This window comes from Shinella sp. Sh6 (genome assembly GCF_055392685.1).
Genome location: NZ_AP044005.1, coordinates 3,038,128 through 3,053,622, shown reverse-complemented (window position 1 = coordinate 3,053,622; position 15,495 = coordinate 3,038,128). Strand labels below are relative to the sequence as shown.

Sequence of the window (15,495 nt, the reverse complement as noted above, 5' to 3'; positions counted from 1 at the left end):
GGTGGCGTGGCTTGCCGGTCATTGCCCGAAGCGGCTTGGCAGGAAGGGCCGCGCATCCTCGCCGATGCGATCTTCCAGCGCGTCGATGACCAGATCCGCCGTCTTGGGGGCGGCGGCGATGCCGATATGGCCGTGGCCGAAGGCCGCGACGATGCCGGGATGGCGCGACAGGGGGCCGATCACCGGCAGCCCGTCGGGCGTGGAGGGCCGGTGCCCCATCCACAGGCGCAGCCGCGGCGCCTTGTCGTCGGAAAGATAGGGGTAGCTCGCCAGCGCATGCCGTTGCAGCACCTGCGCGCGTTCCCAGTTCGGCGGCTTGTCCACACGCGCAAGCTCGACCTGGCCGGAAAGGCGCAGGCCCATGTCGGTGGGCGTGTTGGCCATCCGTCCGGTGCTCGGCATGACGGGAATCTCGAAGGGCGTTTCGCCCGAGGCCACGGTGACATGGTAGCCGCGCTCGCTCTGCATGGGGATGCGCACGCCGAGCCCGCGCAGGAGACGGCCGGAATGAATGCCGGCGGCGACGACGATGCGGTCGGCCGACAGGGTTTCGCCGTCTTGAAGAACCACGCGCGGCGTGACCGCATCGAGGATGGCCGTCGCGGGGGACTGGCGGAATTCCACGCCCTTGCGCCGGGCGGCCTCGACGATGCCGGCGACGTAGCGGCCCGTGTCGCGGCAATGCGCGCCCTTCGTCACATGCACGGCGAAGCGGTAGGCAGGCCCGAGGGCGGGCAGCCGGCGGCGCAGTTCCGCCTCATCCCATTCCGCATAGGCGACGCCGTTCTCCCGGCGTAACTCCCAGCTCAGCGCCTCCGCTTCGAAGGCGGCGCGGTCGGGATAGGCGTAGAGCAGGCCGTTCTGCAGGATCAGCCGCTCCTGCCCGGTCTGCCGCGCCAGCTCCAGATGGCGCTCGGGGCCGTCGTGGAGCAGGAAGTTCAGCCGCGCGGCGGTCCGGCGCACGCGGGACTTGCTGGCGCCGGCCCAGAGAAAGCGCAAGAGCCAGGGCGTGAGCTGCGGCAGCGAGGCCCAGTCGATGGTCAGCGGCCCGTTCCGGTCGAGGAGGAAGCCGGGAACCTGCCGCCACAGGCCGGGCATGCTCATCGGGATGATCGAGGCCGGGCTGATCCAGCCGCCGTTGCCGTAGCTCGCCCCGGCTTCGCTGCCCGGCGGATGCCCGTCGCAAAGCGTGACCTGCCAGCCGGCATCGGCCAGTTTCAGGGCGGCGGTCGCACCGATGATGCCCGCGCCCACCACGATTATCCTGCCTGTCATTTCCGTTTCGTCCGCTTCTCAGGAAAGCCCGCCATGGAAATGGCTGAGGAAGTCCCGTGTCGCCGCCTCGCGCGGCTCGTTGATGACCTGCCGCGCATCGCCGGTCTCCACGACGAAGCCGTCCTGCATGAAGATGACCGTGTCCGCGACGTCGCGGGCGAAGGCCATTTCATGGGTGACGAGGATCATCGTCATGCCCTGCTCGGCAAGCTGCCGGATGACCGCGAGCACCTCTCCCACCAGCGCGGGATCGAGCGCTGACGTCGCTTCGTCGAACAGCATCACCTCCGGCTTCATGGCCAGCGCCCGGGCGATTGCCACGCGCTGCTTCTGCCCGCCGGAGAGCTGCTCGGGCCGGGCATCGGCGCGGGCCGCAAGGCCGACCTTGGCGAGAAGCTCGGTGGCCTGCGCCCGCGCGGTGGCCTTGTCCTGCTTCAGCACGCTCACCGGGCCGATCATCACGTTGTCGATGACGCTCATGTGCGGGAAGAGGTTGAAGTTCTGGAACACCATGCCCGTGCCGGCGCGGAAGGCGGCAAGGTCCCGGTCGCGCATGGAGACGCGCCCCGCCGAAAAATCCATCCGGTGCCCGCCGATGGTGATGCAGCCGGCGTCCGGCAGCGACAGGAGGTTGAGGCTGCGCAGGAGGGTCGATTTTCCCGAGCCGCTCGGCCCGATCATCGCGACGACATGGCCGCGCGGGACCGACAGGTTGATGTCCTTCAGGACATGGAGCGTGCCGAAGGACTTCTTCAGCCCCACGACCTCGATCATCGGGTCCGCGCCGTTCGTGGTCTGTGCCTTGCCGGTCATGTCCTGCGGCCCTCCAGCCAGTGTGCCAGGCGCGTCGTCGGGAACAGGACCGCCAGATAGATGAACGCGATCAGGGTGTAGGTCTCGAGCGGCCGGTAGATCGCCGACGTCACGAGCTGGCCCTGATAGAGCAGGTCCGGCACGGCGAGCACCGAGAGCAGCGACGTGTTCTTCAACTGGAGGACCGACTGGTTCACCAGAGGCGGCACCATGCGGCGCAGCGCCTGTGGCAGGATGATCTTCGCCATCAATTGCCCGCGCCGCATGCCGATCGCCCGGCCCGCATCCCATTGGCCCGCGTCGATCGACACGATGCCGCCGCGGACGATCTCGGCATAGAAGGCCGCGCCGTACATGGTCAGCGTGATGAAGGCGGCCGTCGCCGGGGCGATCTCGATGCCGATCAGCATCGGCAGGGCATAGTAGCACCAGACGAGCTGTACGAGGACCGGCGTGCAGCGGAACAGCTCGACGACGACCATGATGGGAATGGTGACGATCTTCCACCCGGAGAGCCGGGCAAGCGCGAAGACCGTGCCGACGACGATGCCGGAGACGATCGTGAGGATGGTGAAGCCGATCGTATAGGCCAGGCCTTGCAGGAAGAGGCCGCGATATTGCCACAGGCCCGAGAAATCCCATTGATAATCCATCACAGCGCGCCCTGTTCGGCCCGGGGGAATGTCCGCGGGGAGGTTGACGTGAAGAGCCATTCGCCGAGCGTCAGGATGTCGAAGACCGGAAGGGCGAGGGCCGTCGATATCGCCTGTGCGAAGGGCGGCATGTTGGTGCATTCCAGCACGATGGCGCCGACCGAAGGATGATCGGCGACGAGCCGGCGGGCCGTGGCGACCACCTCCGCCTCCAGCGCCGCGTGGTCGTAGGGCGCGTTGTCTTCGACGAGGCGGTGGAAGGCGCCGCCGGCCGGCACGCCGCGCTTGGGCACGGACGGGTCGGCGCCGCAGGCCCTGAACGTCTCGGGGCCGAGGCTTGCCTCGTCATAGGTGATCACCCCGGGGCGCCGCCCCGCGCCGAGGGCCATCTCCACCATCGGCAGTTGCATGAGGCTGGAGGCGGCGACCGGCACGCCGAGCGCGTCGGCGAGCCTGCGCTGGTGGCGGGCCATGAAGCCGCAGGAGGTGACGATCGCCGTGCAGCCCTCGGCGACCAGTTCCCGGCCGGCGGCGACGAAATCGTCGATGAGGCCCTCGCCGCCCGCACGGACGACGAGGGGAACGGACGCCCCGCGCACGCGGCGGAACTTTACCGGAAAGGGCCATGACGCTGCATGGCCGACGTCACCGGCCGGACGCTCGAAGGCCGTGTCCAGCATGATGACGCCCAGGGCGCGGGGACGGGCAGGCATGGCGGATGCCGGTCAGAACGTCAGGTTCGCCGGCAGCGTCGACTTGTCGACGCCGACGAGGGCGAGGCTGTCGACGATCCAGTTCGAAACCTTGCCTTCCTTGCGGCGTTCGGCAAGCCAGGCATCGACGAAGTCGCGGAATTCGCCGTTCGGATCGCGGCGTACGCCGATCGTGGTCGGCTGGCTCGACTGGGGCTCGGGAATGATCAGCTTGGAGACCTGCGCGAGGTTCTTCGTCGTCACCACGGCCAGAAGGGCGACCTGGATGATGGCGTCGGCGCGGCCGGACTGAAGCGCAAGGATGGTCTCGTCGGCGGATTTGAGCGCGACCAGCGTGCAGTTCGGCAGGGTCTTGCGGGCGAAATTGTCCTGGGTCGAGCCGAGATCGACCGCCACGCGCATCTCCGGCCTGTTCATCTCTTCCCAGGTCGTCACCGTAAGGTCCTTGCGGGCGACGAGGGTGAAGGTGTTGTCCATCAGGGCCTTGCTGAAATCGACGACCTTGGCGCGCTCGGGATTGTCGCTGAGGCCGAACATCATGTCGATCTTGTTGCTCTGGAGATCGATGACGGCGTTGCCCCAGGTGGTCTCGACCGGTTCCAGCTTCACGCCGATATATTGCGCGAAGTCCTGGCCCATCGCGACGCAGAAGCCTTCCCATTCGCCGGTGGCGAGGTTCTTGTGATAGTAGGGCTCGGTGCCGGCGAAGACGCCGATCCGCAGCGTGCCGCGCTCGCGGATGGCCTTCAGCGTCGGCCCTTCGGCAGCGGCCAGAAGCACCGAGGGCGAAAGCAGCGCGGCTGCGCCCGCAAGAAGCATCGTCTTTCCGAAATCGCGTCTGTTCATGATCCTGGTCCCAGTTGGTTGTTCGTTCCCTATTGCGCCTTGTGCGCGATCAACGCGTTCTCGCGATTGATTTTGTTGGAGAGCACGACCGAGTAGGTCACGCTTTCGATGCCCTCGATGCGGGCGAGTTCGTCGATGAGCGCCTCCAGGTCCTCCAGGAGATCGACGCTCACGCGGCACAGGATGTTGGCCGGGCCGCTGATCGCATCGGCGGTCAGGATCTCCGGATAGTCGCGCAGTACGGCAAACAGCCGCTGCGTGGCCCGCAGCGCGGTGGTGATGAAGAGGTAGGCGCAGACGGACTGGTCGGCGCCACGGCGCCCGACGATGGCGCGGTAACCGAGGATGACGCCGCGGCGCTCCAGCCGCTCGATGCGCTCCTGCACGCTCGAGCGGGCAAGGCCGACCCGCCGGGCGAGTTCGCTGGCCGGAACGCGGGCGTTCTCCTCCAGGATGCTGAGCAGGTTTCGGTCGATGCTGTCGCCGTAGTCCATGTCGTTCCCACCTCTTTTACCGGAGAGTGCGGCGAAATCTTCCCGAAGAAAAACATTGAAAAATGGGTTCTCCATGACTTTTACTCATGCTTGTCCAGTGGAGATTCCCATGCGCCGCTTCCTGCCCTCCCTCAGTGCCCTTCATGCCTTCGACGCCTCCGTGCGCCATCTCAGTTTCACGAAGGCGGCCGAGGACATGGGCGTCACGCAAAGCGGGATCAGCCGGCAGATCAAGAATCTGGAGGATTTCCTTGGGCTTACGCTCTTCGAGCGCGCCGGGCCGAAACTGGTGCTGACGGCCGAGGGCGCGCGGTACTACGAGGAGATTTCGCGCCTGCTCGACAAGCTGGAGGACGTTTCGATCGACGCCGTGCGCGGGCGAACGGCGCAGAGCATGCTGAAGATCGGATTTCCCCCGACCCTGATGCGGCGCTGGGGCGCGGCCATGCTGACCGCCTTTGCAAGCGCCCATCCGCAGACGTGGTTCGAGGTCTATCCCTGCCGCCACGATCTCGATTTCGCGACCTCCGAGCTCGATCTTGCGTTTGTGCGGGGCACGGGCAACTGGAGCGGCGCGCGCAGCCAGTTGCTGTTTCAGGAGGAGCTGGTCGTGGTCGGCGCGCCGGAGCTGCTGCCGCCGGAGGGACTCTCAAGCGATGAGGCGCTGCTGGACTATCCGCTGATCCAGAATTCCAGCCGGCCGAGTCTCTGGCTGCACTGGCTGCGGGGCGCGGGCGTTCACTACAAGAGCCGCATCTACGGCCCGCGCCTGCCGAATTTCGACATGATCCTCGAATGCGCCGTCAACGGCATGGGGCTCGCCGTCGTGCCGGAGCTGCATGTGCGCGACGAACTGGCGTCGGGAACGCTGAGGCTTGCTTTCGACAGGCTCCAGACGTCGGGCGAAGGCTTTTATCTCTGCTTTCCGCAGGTGCGGATGAGCTCGACGAACGTGCGCATCTTCCGTGACTGGTTCGCCACGGAATTCGGCCGGCGCAGGCAGTTCATGCCGCCGGCCTGTGCGGCGGGTCAAAGATAGGCCTTTTCGGCCGGCCGCAGGTCCAGCGGATCCTCGCCTCGTTTCAGGAGCCAGGAATAGACCGGCGGAACCCGGTCGGCGATGGATTCGACGTGCACGTCGATGAGGCACGGCCCGTCCCGATGGGCGAAGGCCCCGGCCAGCGCGTCGTCGAGCTGCGCGGCGGTGCGCGCCGTCCAGGCCTTGAGGCCGTAGGCCTCGGCGATGGCCTGCCCCCTCGGCGCGAGGAAGTCCACGCCGAAGCATTGGTTGTGGCCCTTCAGCCGGTGCAGGCCCTTGATCCAGCCGAAGGTCCCGTTGTTGAAGAGGATGAGGATGGCCGGGACCTGCAGGCGCACCAGCGTTTCCAGTTCGCCGACCGTCATGCCGAAGGACCCGTCGCCGAAAAGGCCGATGGGGCGCTTGGACGGGTCCGCCCGCCACGCCCCGACGATCGCGGGAAGTGCCGAGCCGAGGCCGCCGAAGGCGCGCGGAATGGCAAAGCGCGTCTCGCGGTCGTTGATCTTGAGGAAGCGCGTCATGTAGGGCGTCGGCGTTCCGGCATCGGAATAGATCAGCGCCGGCTTGCCGGAAGCCTGGAGCGCTTCGTTGAAGGCGCGCACGGCCCGCTCCGGGCGCAGCGGAACCCGCTCGTCGCAAAGCGCCTCCTCGGCGTGATCCCAGAACACCTTTCGCCGGCTGTTGAGCTCGTCGATCCACGCATCATGCCGGGCGGGCTCGATGGCCGCGTCGAGGCTGAGAAGCTCTTCCAGCACCAGCAGCGCATCGCCCTGGATGGACAGCAGGTTCTCGTAGTTGTTGGCCATGATCTCCGGCGAGATGTCGATCTGCGCCAGCCGGCGGTTGAGGGTGATGCGCGGGAAGGTCCAGCCGATGGTGACGACCGAGCCGATGCGCGAGCCGACGAAGAGCGTGAAGTCGGAATGTTCCAGCGCCCAGTTCGCATGGGGATGGAAGCCGTTGTCGCCGATGACGCCGATGGCGAGGCGATGGTCGTCGTCGATGGCGCCCTGGCCGGTCATGGTCGTGCACATGGGCACGTTGTATTTCTCAGCAAGCTCCGTGATGCGGTCGCCGGCGCGGGCGCGGTTCACCCCGCCGCCCGCCACGATCAGCGGCCGCTCGGCCTTCGCGAGCAGTTTCAGCAGGTCCTCCAGCTTCGCGCGCGGCGGCAGCGTGGGATAGGCCGGAAACGTGCGGCATTCCTCCTCGACATGCAGGGAGATGCGGGCGGGGTCCACTTCGGCGAGCAGCATGTCCTCGGGGATTTGCAGATGCACGGCGCCGGGCTTGCCGGAACAGGCGACGCGGAAGGCCCGGCGGACGATCTCCGGCAGCTTCTCCGGCGATTTCACCTGGACGGACAGCTTCGTCACCGGCTCGAAGAGCTTGGCGCAATCGAGTTCCGTGAGCACGCCGCGGCCTTCGCCGGGAAGGGGAATGTCGATGGTGAGAAGAATGACGGGCACGGACGAGCCGTTCGATTCGGCGACCGGCGGCAGGGAATACATCGCGCCCGCCCCCGAGGGGCACTCGAAGACCCCCGGCCTGTTGGTGAACCGCCCGTAGGCGTCGGCCATGTAGCCGGCCGAACGTTCGTCGCGCGCCATGACATGGCGGATCTCGCCTTCCCGGTGCTGAAGGGCTTCATAGAGGGGAACGTTCGTATCTCCCGGCACGCCGAAGATCGTATCGACGCCGTAGCCGATGAGCATTTCCACCAGAATATCCGCACCGCGCATTTCGCTTTCTCCCACCTCTGTTGCGGTGGCAGAATAAAGCCATGAGCGGTCGCCCGGGACCGGCGATATGCCGGGACCGGAAGGCATGATCCGTCAAACCGCCGGTTTCGGCCGCCGGGTCTGGGCTCTCGCCATGCAGCTTCAACGCGCCCCTCGTTTGCAGTCGCGCTGATATCCGATCGATCCTGTATATATGGGCATGAACGATCTTTCTCGAGTAGTACGATGCGGAGGCTGCCATGCTCGGCGAACTCGACCTCGATGACCTGCGCAAGATAAAGCAGGTCTCCCATTACTTCCGCTACCCGCTGCATCGGCGTGACTTCCATGATCTTCGCGTGCAGGACCAGGTTCGCGGCCACTATGCGGCAAAGCCCCTCTACAACAGCCTCACCGCAAGTAACCGCGTCGATCGTTCGTCCGGATATAGTGGCGATGTCGCGTCCCTCTTCGTACCGTTTGATGCGGCTTCGCTGCACGACGTCCGCCTGCTCCTGACGCATCTTGCGCCGGAGCGGGTCGAGTTGCCGAGCGGCCGGCGCAACTGGCCGGCGATCCGTGCAGCGGCCGAGAGCGGCATCCGGCAGATGCTGGCGGGGACGACGGCGTCGCAAGGCTATCGCCTCGTGCCGCTGACATTCGGATAGCGTTGGCGGTCGACTGCGGCGTGTTTTGCGGGCAAACTGTCTCCCGTCTGCCCGCAGCCCGGCGATCCGCACGACACGTTCGAGAGCGGCAGGACCGGCCATATCGCCGCCGGCGAGGGCGGGCCGGCAACGACATCGAACGGGAGGCAGGAATGAAGACGTCCCTTTTCCTCGCATCGGAAAATTCCTCCGCGCTGCGGCTGCTCGGCAATGCGGGTATCGCGGTCGAGGTGATGGCCGCCGACCTTGACGACCGGGCGCTGGAAGAGCCGCTCGAAGAGACGGGCGCATCGCCTGAAGATTTCGCCCTCGTGGTGGCGCAAGCCAAGGCGACGGAGATGAGCGAGCGAAACCCCGGCCTGCTTTTCCTCGGCTGTGAACAGGTCTGGTCGCTTGACGATGCGGTCCTGCCCCTGCCGGCCGACATGGAGGAGGCGCGGCGCCGCCTTCTCCTCCTCTCGGGCAGGACGCACACTATCAATGTCGCCGTCGTGCTGGCCCGTGATGGGGAGATCCTCTGGCACAAGACCGATGTCGCAAGTATTACCATGCTGAAGCTCGATCCGGGCTTCATTGGCCGCTACATGGCGGAGATCGGCCCGGACGGCCTCAAGACGGCGAACCTCTGCCGGGTCGATGGAGAGGGAATCCGGCTCGTCGAGACGATCGAGGGCGACCGCTTCACCGCGGCCGGGGTGCCGATGCTGCCCCTGCTTGCGGAACTGCGCCGGATCGGCGCCATCGATGGCTGAGCGATGGGGTGCCGGCGGGACTTGTCCCCTCGTCGTGCTTGACCGACTCTACGGCTCCGCAGCGTGCTGTCCGTCATCGGCCTGGCTGCGTATCGGCTCGGCCGGGGCGGCTTGCTGGCTGGCCCGCACGATATCGATGCTGCGATGGGAGAAGAAGGCGCCGAACATGCCGGCGACCGTGGCGACGACGGTGATCGCATAGATGTCGATCAGGAGGCACAGCACCTTTCCGCCCATGGTGACGGGGTTCGCCATGGCGGAGGAGAGCGTCGTCAATTGCGAGGTCGTGAAGAACAGCGCATCCCAGAAGGTATGGATATCCGTCTGCGGATGGCTCCTTTCCAGAAACAGGAGAAGCCCGCTTGCGACGATGTCGACGACGAAGGTCAGCGTCAGGGCTGCGCCCAGCCTATCGCGCAGGTGCGAATGCGGCATGCTGCTGGCGCGGACGAGCGCCCGGATATCGTCAAGGATACGACGCAGTGCATGCATTTTCGGCCTCACCTTTCCCTGGACTTTCGGGAATGGTACGGCATCGGCGCAGGGAATGCGACGGGCGGCGGGACACATGATCCATGCCGCACGGACGTCAACGCAGGAAACGGGGCTTGCGCCTATAGCGCGAAGAACACTGCGAACGAACCGCAGAGCAGGGCAACGACGATGCCTATCTGAAAAAGGCCGATACCGGATTCAGTCTCCGGCTCACATGGAGGTTCAGGCGGGGATTTGCCGTCGCCGGAAGCCATCAGTTTCGCGAGATCCTGGCGAGTTGCTGGTCGGGTAAAAGCCTGAGGATCCTTTCGCGCGCCAGGCTACGGACCGCGGTCAGGATTTCGATCTCGGTGTAGCCGCCGACAATCAGTGCGGTCCGGATCGCCTTCAAATTCACAGGGGTCTGAGCGACCGAATTCTTCATCGCAAGATTCTGAACGACTGCAATCTTCGTTTCGTGGTGACGAGACACTGGATCCCCCGAAATCGTTGAATGCCGGATGGTAACCCTTCCGGTTGCGTCTTCCAAGTTCGCTACCGTGACAGTGGCGTGACTCGCTTGCCGGCGGCGAATCGTCGTTCCAAGAGAGTGGCGACCGGTATCGCGCGGGGGCTGGCCGTACGGAATGGCCGTCAGGGCTTGGCTGTCCCGGAAGAGGGGGCGAGCTTGATCATGGTCTGCTGCGCCATGGTCGTGTTGGCGATGATCACGCGCCTGTCGTCGTCGGTCCGCAGCACCGTATAGCCGAGGGAAATATCCTCGACCGCGCCGGTCTCGAGCCCGGTCGGTGCCTGGATCTGCAGGCGGTCGCCGCGGCGGAAAGGCTTGTAGAGGATCAGGCTGATGCCGGCGACGAGATTGCCGAGCGTGGTCTGCGCCGCAAAGCCGAGAATGACGGACATGAGGCTGACGCCGGCCAGAAGCGCCGTGCCGAGCCGGTTCAGGGCGGGAACGAGATGCGCATAGAACGTGGCGAGCAGCACCCAGATGACGAGGATGCCGAGGTGGCTGAGGAAGGAGAGGGTGATCTGGTCGATATGCTCCGACTTGTCGTGCCGCAGGGCTTCGGCCACCACGCGCCGCACCAGCCATGACAGGCACAGGCCGAGCAGGACGAAAATGCCGGCATAGAGGAGTGCGCCGGGAAGCTGGGTGGGATCGAGAATCTGGGGCATCGGAGGGCGACCTTGGACGATCATAGCGATAGCGGGCGAGACGATCCGTTACAAGTCGAGAATGCAGGGCGCCGCCGGCAGCCTTTGCGGTGCTCGTGGCCGAGGCCCGCCGGCTGCCGCCCGGTGTTCAGTCCCGGGAATTGATGGATTGGATTTAGGAGACGAAATCGCTGACGTGACTGCGGAGTTGGTCGTGGGGCCGCGCCGATCACGATGCCCGTATCGCCGCCCTGGATTTTCTCGAGGCCGCGGCGTAGTCGGATAATGCGGCTCGCTTTGGCCGAAGAAAACAGGTGACGACAGGATGACCCGTATAAACTGCGTGCCCCCGGCGGAACTCACGACGCCGCACCTGATCGCCGAGTATCGCGAGCTTCCCCGGGTGTTCGGCCTGGTCCGCGCGGCAATCGGGCGCGGGGAAAGGCCCGAAGATCCCCGCAACCCGCTGAACTATCGCCTGGGGCCGGGGCATGTCCGGTTCTTCTATCCCCGGCTCGGATATCTCGTGAAACGCCAGCAGCAGTTGATCGACGAGATGCTGGCGCGCGGCTACGCGCCGAAGTTCACCGACCCCGCGGGGCTTCTCGCCGATATCCCTTCCGAGTGGCATGGGGACTGGGCGCCCGCGCCGGAGGAGATCGACCTCAACCGGGCCCGGATACGCCAGACCTTGCATGTGCGCCTTCGGCAGCAGGATTGAGGCCAGCGGGAAAAGCTCAATCCCGGGTCTTGAACTTTCGCAGGAAGCCCGCAAGCGCCGAGAAGAACACGATCAGCGCGCCGTAGCCGAGGGTCGTCGCCGTCAGGCCGAAGAAGCCGACCGCGATGCCGGCCATCAGGGTCGGCAGGCCGAAGGCGAGATAGCTCAGCGTGAAGAGGGCGGCGAAGAGCTCGCCGCGTTCCTCGGGGCGCACGGCCGGGACGACGGAGCGCATCACGCCGTAGAAGCAGGTGCCGAAACCCGTTCCGGCGATGGTGAGTGCCATCAGGTAGGCGGGGAGGGATTGCCAGGCGATGGCGGCAAGCGTGAGGCTTGTGCCGATCGACAGCGCGGCGGTGCCGTAAAGGGTCACGCGCCGGGAGGAATGGCCGCGCGCCACGTAGCAGGCGATGGCCCCCGCGGCGCAGAGCAGCACGATCACGGCCGCCTGCGTCGCATGGTCCTCGGCGCCGAAGACGTGCCGGACGATCGGTGCGCCGAGCGAGAGATAGAGCCCGCCCGTGGCCCATCCGGCGATGACGGCCGGGGAGCTGCGCCAGAACGCCCTGGCTGCCGTGGCCGGCACCCCGATCCGCGGGCGCAGCGAGGCCCAGACGCCTTCATGCCGCGGCGCGGTCTCGGGAATGGACCAGATGACGCCGGCAAAGAGCGCATAGGCGGCGACCAGCGCGCCGAAGACGTCGGCCTCCGCCATGTCGGTCGCATCCATCAGTATCCCGGCCACGAGGGCGCCGACGGCAAGGCCGCCGAGCGGAATGACCGAGTTCCAGATCGAGGCGCTTCCCGGCCTGTCCCGCGGCTCTAGATCGACGACGGCGGCGGAGAGCGCCGAGAGCAGCAGGCCGGCCGCGATGCCCTGCAGCATGCGCGCCGCCATCAATCCGGCGACGTCGCCCGCCTGCCAGAACAACAGGAGGCTCAGTGCCATCAGGGCAAAGCCCGCCGATATCACCGGCCGGCGGCCGACATGGTCGGACAGCGATCCCGTGATCAGCAGCGATGCCAGAAGGGCGACGGTATAAACCGCAAAGATGCCGGTCAGGGTCGCGGCGGAAAAGCCGATCTCCTGCTGCAGCACGGGATAGAAGGGCGAGGGCGCGCTGGCGCCGGCCATCATCACCGCCATTCCCGCAAGCGCGATGCGGAAACCCGCGGCACCGCGAAGCGGCATGGATAGGGTCGTATGGGTCACGCGGCACCTATGGTTCGATTAATTTCGAACCATTTCCTACTATCATTCCGGTGATGGTTCAACTAAATTCGAACCATGGCCCATGACAATACCGAGCTTGCCCATCCTGCCCGAGACGACCTGCGGCTCACCGACGTGCTGTTCGCGCTGAGCGATCCGGAGCGCCTGGCCATCGTTCGCCAGCTCGTCGACGGTCCCCTGGAGATGGCGCAATGCCATCTCTCCGACCCCTCCATGCCGAAATCGACCAAGTCGCACCTGATGAAGGTGCTGCGCGAGGCCGGTATCATCCGGAACGAGCCCTTGGGGCGTGGCCGGCGCCTCAGCCTGCGCTACGATGACCTGGAGGCGCGCTTTCCCGGATTGATCAGCTCCGTGCTGGACGCCGCGGCGGATACCTAGCGCTATCCTCAGGCTGCCTGCCCGGCGGGCAGCCTGCGCTCGATGAAGTCGCGCATGAGGGCAAGGGCCTCATCGCGCAGGATGCCGCCGGAATGCAGGCCGAGGCGCAGCCAGAGCCCGTCGATGAGCGCGCTGATGAGATGCGCCGTCTGCCGCGCTTCCTCGGCGGGCAGGATCGGCCTCAGCGCCGACAGCAGGTTGGAGTGCATGCGGGCGTGGATGACTGCCTGGATGCGGGCAAGCTGGGGTTCCCGGGGCACTTCGGCACACAGGGACAGCCATGCATGGGCGATCGACGGCTGGTAGAAGCGGTCGTCGAAATTCCCCTCGATGATGGCGGCCAGCCGTTCGCGCGGCGTCTTCGCCTGCCGCAGTCGCTCGGCGACGGCATCGCGCAGATTGGCGTTCGCCTCGCGCATCGCCTGCTCGAAGAGCTCCTGCTTGTTGCGGAAATAATGCAGCACGATGCCCTTGGAGGCGCCGGCCTGGATGGCGACCTTTTCCAGCGTCGCGCCGGCCATGCCCTCGCGCTGCAGCACCTCGAAGGCCGCCTGCCGCAATTCCCGACGCCTGATATCGACCAGCCTGGTGAGCTTTCCCGCCATGTGATTCCCGCATTCTATCGGGTGGACATTGACATTTTTTCCGCAAAGTTCAAGAATTGACCCATCGGTCAATCTTCGATCTGATCGGACAATGTTCAAAAAGGGGAACGTCGATGAAACGCGCCATCACCTGCGCTGCCGCATGCATGCTGATGATCGGAACCGCCGGAGCGGCGGAACAGGAAAGCTGCCGGAAGGTCCGGCTCGCCGAGCCGGGCTGGAACGATCTCGCCTTCACGACCGGCGTCGCGCAGGCGCTGCTGCATGGCCTCGGCTACGAGACGCAGAGCGACCTGCTCGGCATCGACGTCATCTATCTCAGCCTCAAGAACAAGGATCTCGACGTGTTCCTCGGCTACTGGGATCCGGCGATGAAGACCTATTTCGCCCCTCACGAGAAGGACGGTTCGGTCGAGACCGTCGGCAGGAACCTCACCGGGGCGAAATACACGTTCGCGGTGCCTGCCTATGTCTGGGAGGCCGGCGTCAAGGACTTTGCCGACCTCAAGACCCAGGCCGACAAGTTCGAGAAGAAGATGTACGGCATCGAGCCGGGCTCGAACCAGCTCATGCTGGACGCCATCGCCGATCCGGCCCTCGGCCTCGATGGCTGGGAAGTGGTCGAATCCAGCGAGCAGGGCATGCTGGCGGAACTGGCGCGCCATATCGACATGAAGGCGTTCTTCGTCTTCCAGGGTTGGGCGCCGCATCCGATGAACACCGCCTTCGACATCCGCTACCTGACGGGCGGCGACAAGTTCTACGGGCCCGATTTCGGCGCCGCGACGGTCTCCACGCAGGTTCGCAAGGGCTACATGGAGGAATGCCCGAATGTCGGGCGGCTCCTGAAGAACCTCACCTTCGACATCGACTTCGAGAATCGCGGCATGGGCTACCTGATGAACGACGGCCTTGCGCCGGAAGATGCCGGCCGCAAGGCGATCGGCGAGGATCCGAAGCGGCTCGACGCCTGGCTGGCCGGGGTCACCACCGTGGATGGCGAGCCGGGTCTTGCGGCCGTCCGCAAGGCGCTCGGCCTGTGATCGCAGCCGCCGATCAGGCCGGCTGGAACGCCCGCAAGCGCTTCGTGGCGATGGCTGACGGACGCCGCCTCGCCCATGTCGATAGCGGCGGTGACGGGATGCCGCTCTTCCTGCTGCACGGTTATACAGACAGCAGCCGGAGCTGGTCGCTGATCGAGCCGCACCTTGCCGGGCTTCGGCTGGTAATGCCGGACCTGCCGGGGCATGGCCTTTCGCCGGCCATGCCTTCGCCGGCGGTGGAGGCCTTCGCCGACGACATCGTCCGGCTGGCGGATGCCCTTGGCATCGCACGGTTCGCCGTCGCCGGCCATTCCATGGGGGCGATAACGGCCTTCGCGCTCGCCGCGCGGCATGGCGGGCGCGTCACGGCGCTCGCCAGCATTTGCGGCAGTTTGCGGCCGGACCTTCTCGCGGACACCGCGCTCGGCGCGGAGATCCGCGCGCTTGCCGATCCCATCGAGCCGGAAAGCCGGTTCCTGCGCGAGTGGCATCGCTGCGCGCTGCCGGTGGATGCGGATTTCATCCGCTGGATCGCACGGGAGGCGGCGGACATGCCGGCAGCCGTCTGGCAGGCGCTCTATGCCGTGCTCGAGGCCACGGACCTGCGCCGTGCCGCAAGCGGGATTCGCGCACCGGTCCTGCTGCTGGCGGGCGACGAGGACGCGCTGTTCGACGCGCCGCACCGGGCGATCCTGCATGCGGCCTTTCCGCAAGCGACGACGGAAATCCTTGCCGGCCACAGCCACAATCCGCACTGGGAATCGCCCGCCCGCGTGGCGGCGGCATTGCTGGCTTTCCTGAAGCAGCGCAGGCATCCTTGATTTTACGGATGTCTCATGCTGCATTGCAATATAACCGCGCGCCAATTCCTGGGCGCGGCGTCATTG

Annotated in this window: 19 protein-coding genes; 7 read left to right on the top strand and 12 right to left on the bottom strand. The window is 66.1% G+C overall.

Annotated elements, in window-relative coordinates; genetic code table 11:
- Nucleotides 1-18 precede the first annotated feature (18 nt).
- From ACZ5TO_RS14620 to ACZ5TO_RS14595, 6 genes are read right to left on the bottom strand one after another with little or no spacing between them, the layout of a single operon-like run.
- Complete coding sequence (locus ACZ5TO_RS14620; protein ID WP_464798612.1) at nucleotides 19-1,275, bottom strand: NAD(P)/FAD-dependent oxidoreductase; 1,257 nt, start codon at nucleotides 1,273-1,275, stop codon at nucleotides 19-21.
- A gap of 18 nt (nucleotides 1,276-1,293) precedes the next feature.
- The gene (locus ACZ5TO_RS14615) at nucleotides 1,294-2,088 is read right to left on the bottom strand and encodes an amino acid ABC transporter ATP-binding protein (RefSeq protein WP_464798611.1); all 795 of its coding nucleotides are present in this window, start codon (nucleotides 2,086-2,088) and stop codon (nucleotides 1,294-1,296) included.
- Nucleotides 2,085-2,741 carry an amino acid ABC transporter permease gene (locus tag ACZ5TO_RS14610; RefSeq protein WP_184145361.1) on the bottom strand — a complete coding sequence of 219 codons (657 nt, stop codon included), beginning with the start codon at nucleotides 2,739-2,741 and terminating at the stop codon, nucleotides 2,085-2,087. Before ACZ5TO_RS14610 ends, ACZ5TO_RS14615 begins: the two co-directional genes overlap by 4 nt.
- Nucleotides 2,741-3,454 (bottom strand): aspartate/glutamate racemase family protein, encoded by a 714-nt coding sequence (locus ACZ5TO_RS14605; protein ID WP_464798610.1) that lies wholly within the window; start codon nucleotides 3,452-3,454, stop codon nucleotides 2,741-2,743. The genes ACZ5TO_RS14610 and ACZ5TO_RS14605 overlap by 1 nt, the downstream gene beginning before the upstream one ends.
- 12 nt (nucleotides 3,455-3,466) lie before the next feature.
- Nucleotides 3,467-4,300: a transporter substrate-binding domain-containing protein gene (locus ACZ5TO_RS14600; RefSeq protein ID WP_464798609.1), complete on the bottom strand. Its 834-nt coding sequence runs from the start codon at nucleotides 4,298-4,300 to the stop codon at nucleotides 3,467-3,469.
- Nucleotides 4,301-4,329: 29 nt separating this feature from the next.
- Nucleotides 4,330-4,794, bottom strand: coding sequence for an Lrp/AsnC family transcriptional regulator (locus ACZ5TO_RS14595; protein WP_184145358.1), 465 nt, complete (start codon nucleotides 4,792-4,794; stop codon nucleotides 4,330-4,332).
- Between the two features lie 109 nt (nucleotides 4,795-4,903).
- On the opposite strand from ACZ5TO_RS14595, the gene ACZ5TO_RS14590 reads away from it, so the two are divergent.
- On the top strand, nucleotides 4,904-5,833 hold the full coding sequence (locus ACZ5TO_RS14590) for a LysR substrate-binding domain-containing protein (RefSeq protein WP_464798608.1): 930 nt from the start codon (nucleotides 4,904-4,906) through the stop codon (nucleotides 5,831-5,833).
- Here ACZ5TO_RS14590 and ACZ5TO_RS14585 read toward each other — a convergent pair.
- Nucleotides 5,824-7,575: a thiamine pyrophosphate-binding protein gene (locus ACZ5TO_RS14585; RefSeq protein ID WP_464798607.1), complete on the bottom strand. Its 1,752-nt coding sequence runs from the start codon at nucleotides 7,573-7,575 to the stop codon at nucleotides 5,824-5,826. The two genes, ACZ5TO_RS14590 and ACZ5TO_RS14585, sit on opposite strands and share 10 nt — an antisense overlap.
- 239 nt (nucleotides 7,576-7,814) lie before the next feature.
- Here ACZ5TO_RS14585 and ACZ5TO_RS14580 point away from each other — a divergent pair, with 239 nt between their 5' ends.
- Both ACZ5TO_RS14580 and ACZ5TO_RS14575 read left to right on the top strand, forming a co-directional pair.
- The gene (locus tag ACZ5TO_RS14580; RefSeq protein WP_464798606.1) at nucleotides 7,815-8,222 is read left to right on the top strand and encodes a hypothetical protein; all 408 of its coding nucleotides are present in this window, start codon (nucleotides 7,815-7,817) and stop codon (nucleotides 8,220-8,222) included.
- A 152-nt stretch (nucleotides 8,223-8,374) separates the two neighbouring features.
- A complete protein-coding gene (locus ACZ5TO_RS14575; RefSeq protein WP_464798605.1) occupies nucleotides 8,375-8,974 on the top strand; it encodes a Maf family protein in 600 nt (199 codons plus the stop codon).
- A gap of 48 nt (nucleotides 8,975-9,022) precedes the next feature.
- Here ACZ5TO_RS14575 and ACZ5TO_RS14570 read toward each other — a convergent pair whose 3' ends face one another.
- From ACZ5TO_RS14570 to ACZ5TO_RS14560, 3 genes are all read right to left on the bottom strand, one after another.
- Entirely contained in the window at nucleotides 9,023-9,466 is a 444-nt protein-coding gene (locus ACZ5TO_RS14570; protein ID WP_464798604.1) for a hypothetical protein, read from the bottom strand.
- Nucleotides 9,467-9,722: 256 nt separating this feature from the next.
- Nucleotides 9,723-9,893, bottom strand: coding sequence for a hypothetical protein (locus ACZ5TO_RS14565; protein WP_184145352.1), 171 nt, complete (start codon nucleotides 9,891-9,893; stop codon nucleotides 9,723-9,725).
- Nucleotides 9,894-10,102: 209 nt separating this feature from the next.
- Complete coding sequence (locus ACZ5TO_RS14560; RefSeq protein WP_464798603.1) at nucleotides 10,103-10,645, bottom strand: mechanosensitive ion channel family protein; 543 nt, start codon at nucleotides 10,643-10,645, stop codon at nucleotides 10,103-10,105.
- Between the two features lie 304 nt (nucleotides 10,646-10,949).
- Between ACZ5TO_RS14560 and ACZ5TO_RS14555 the strand changes: the two genes are divergently transcribed.
- Nucleotides 10,950-11,345 (top strand): pyrimidine dimer DNA glycosylase/endonuclease V, encoded by a 396-nt coding sequence (locus ACZ5TO_RS14555; RefSeq protein WP_464798602.1) that lies wholly within the window; start codon nucleotides 10,950-10,952, stop codon nucleotides 11,343-11,345.
- Nucleotides 11,346-11,361: 16 nt separating this feature from the next.
- Here the strand turns inward: ACZ5TO_RS14555 and ACZ5TO_RS14550 are convergent, their stop codons facing one another.
- A complete protein-coding gene (locus ACZ5TO_RS14550; RefSeq protein WP_464798601.1) occupies nucleotides 11,362-12,537 on the bottom strand; it encodes an MFS transporter in 1,176 nt (391 codons plus the stop codon).
- Between the two features lie 96 nt (nucleotides 12,538-12,633).
- Between ACZ5TO_RS14550 and ACZ5TO_RS14545 the strand changes: the two genes are divergently transcribed.
- Entirely contained in the window at nucleotides 12,634-12,960 is a 327-nt protein-coding gene (locus ACZ5TO_RS14545; RefSeq protein WP_464798600.1) for an ArsR/SmtB family transcription factor, read from the top strand.
- An 8-nt stretch (nucleotides 12,961-12,968) separates the two neighbouring features.
- Here the strand turns inward: ACZ5TO_RS14545 and betI are convergent, their stop codons facing one another.
- Nucleotides 12,969-13,565, bottom strand: coding sequence for a choline-binding transcriptional repressor BetI (gene betI, locus ACZ5TO_RS14540; RefSeq protein WP_184145347.1), 597 nt, complete (start codon nucleotides 13,563-13,565; stop codon nucleotides 12,969-12,971).
- Nucleotides 13,566-13,678: 113 nt separating this feature from the next.
- Here betI and choX point away from each other — a divergent pair, with 113 nt between their 5' ends.
- Both choX and ACZ5TO_RS14530 read left to right on the top strand, forming a co-directional pair.
- Nucleotides 13,679-14,608, top strand: coding sequence for a choline ABC transporter substrate-binding protein (gene choX / locus ACZ5TO_RS14535; protein WP_464798599.1), 930 nt, complete (start codon nucleotides 13,679-13,681; stop codon nucleotides 14,606-14,608).
- Complete coding sequence (locus tag ACZ5TO_RS14530) at nucleotides 14,605-15,429, top strand: alpha/beta fold hydrolase (RefSeq protein ID WP_464798598.1); 825 nt, start codon at nucleotides 14,605-14,607, stop codon at nucleotides 15,427-15,429. Before choX ends, ACZ5TO_RS14530 begins: the two co-directional genes overlap by 4 nt.
- Nucleotides 15,430-15,495 lie beyond the last annotated feature (66 nt).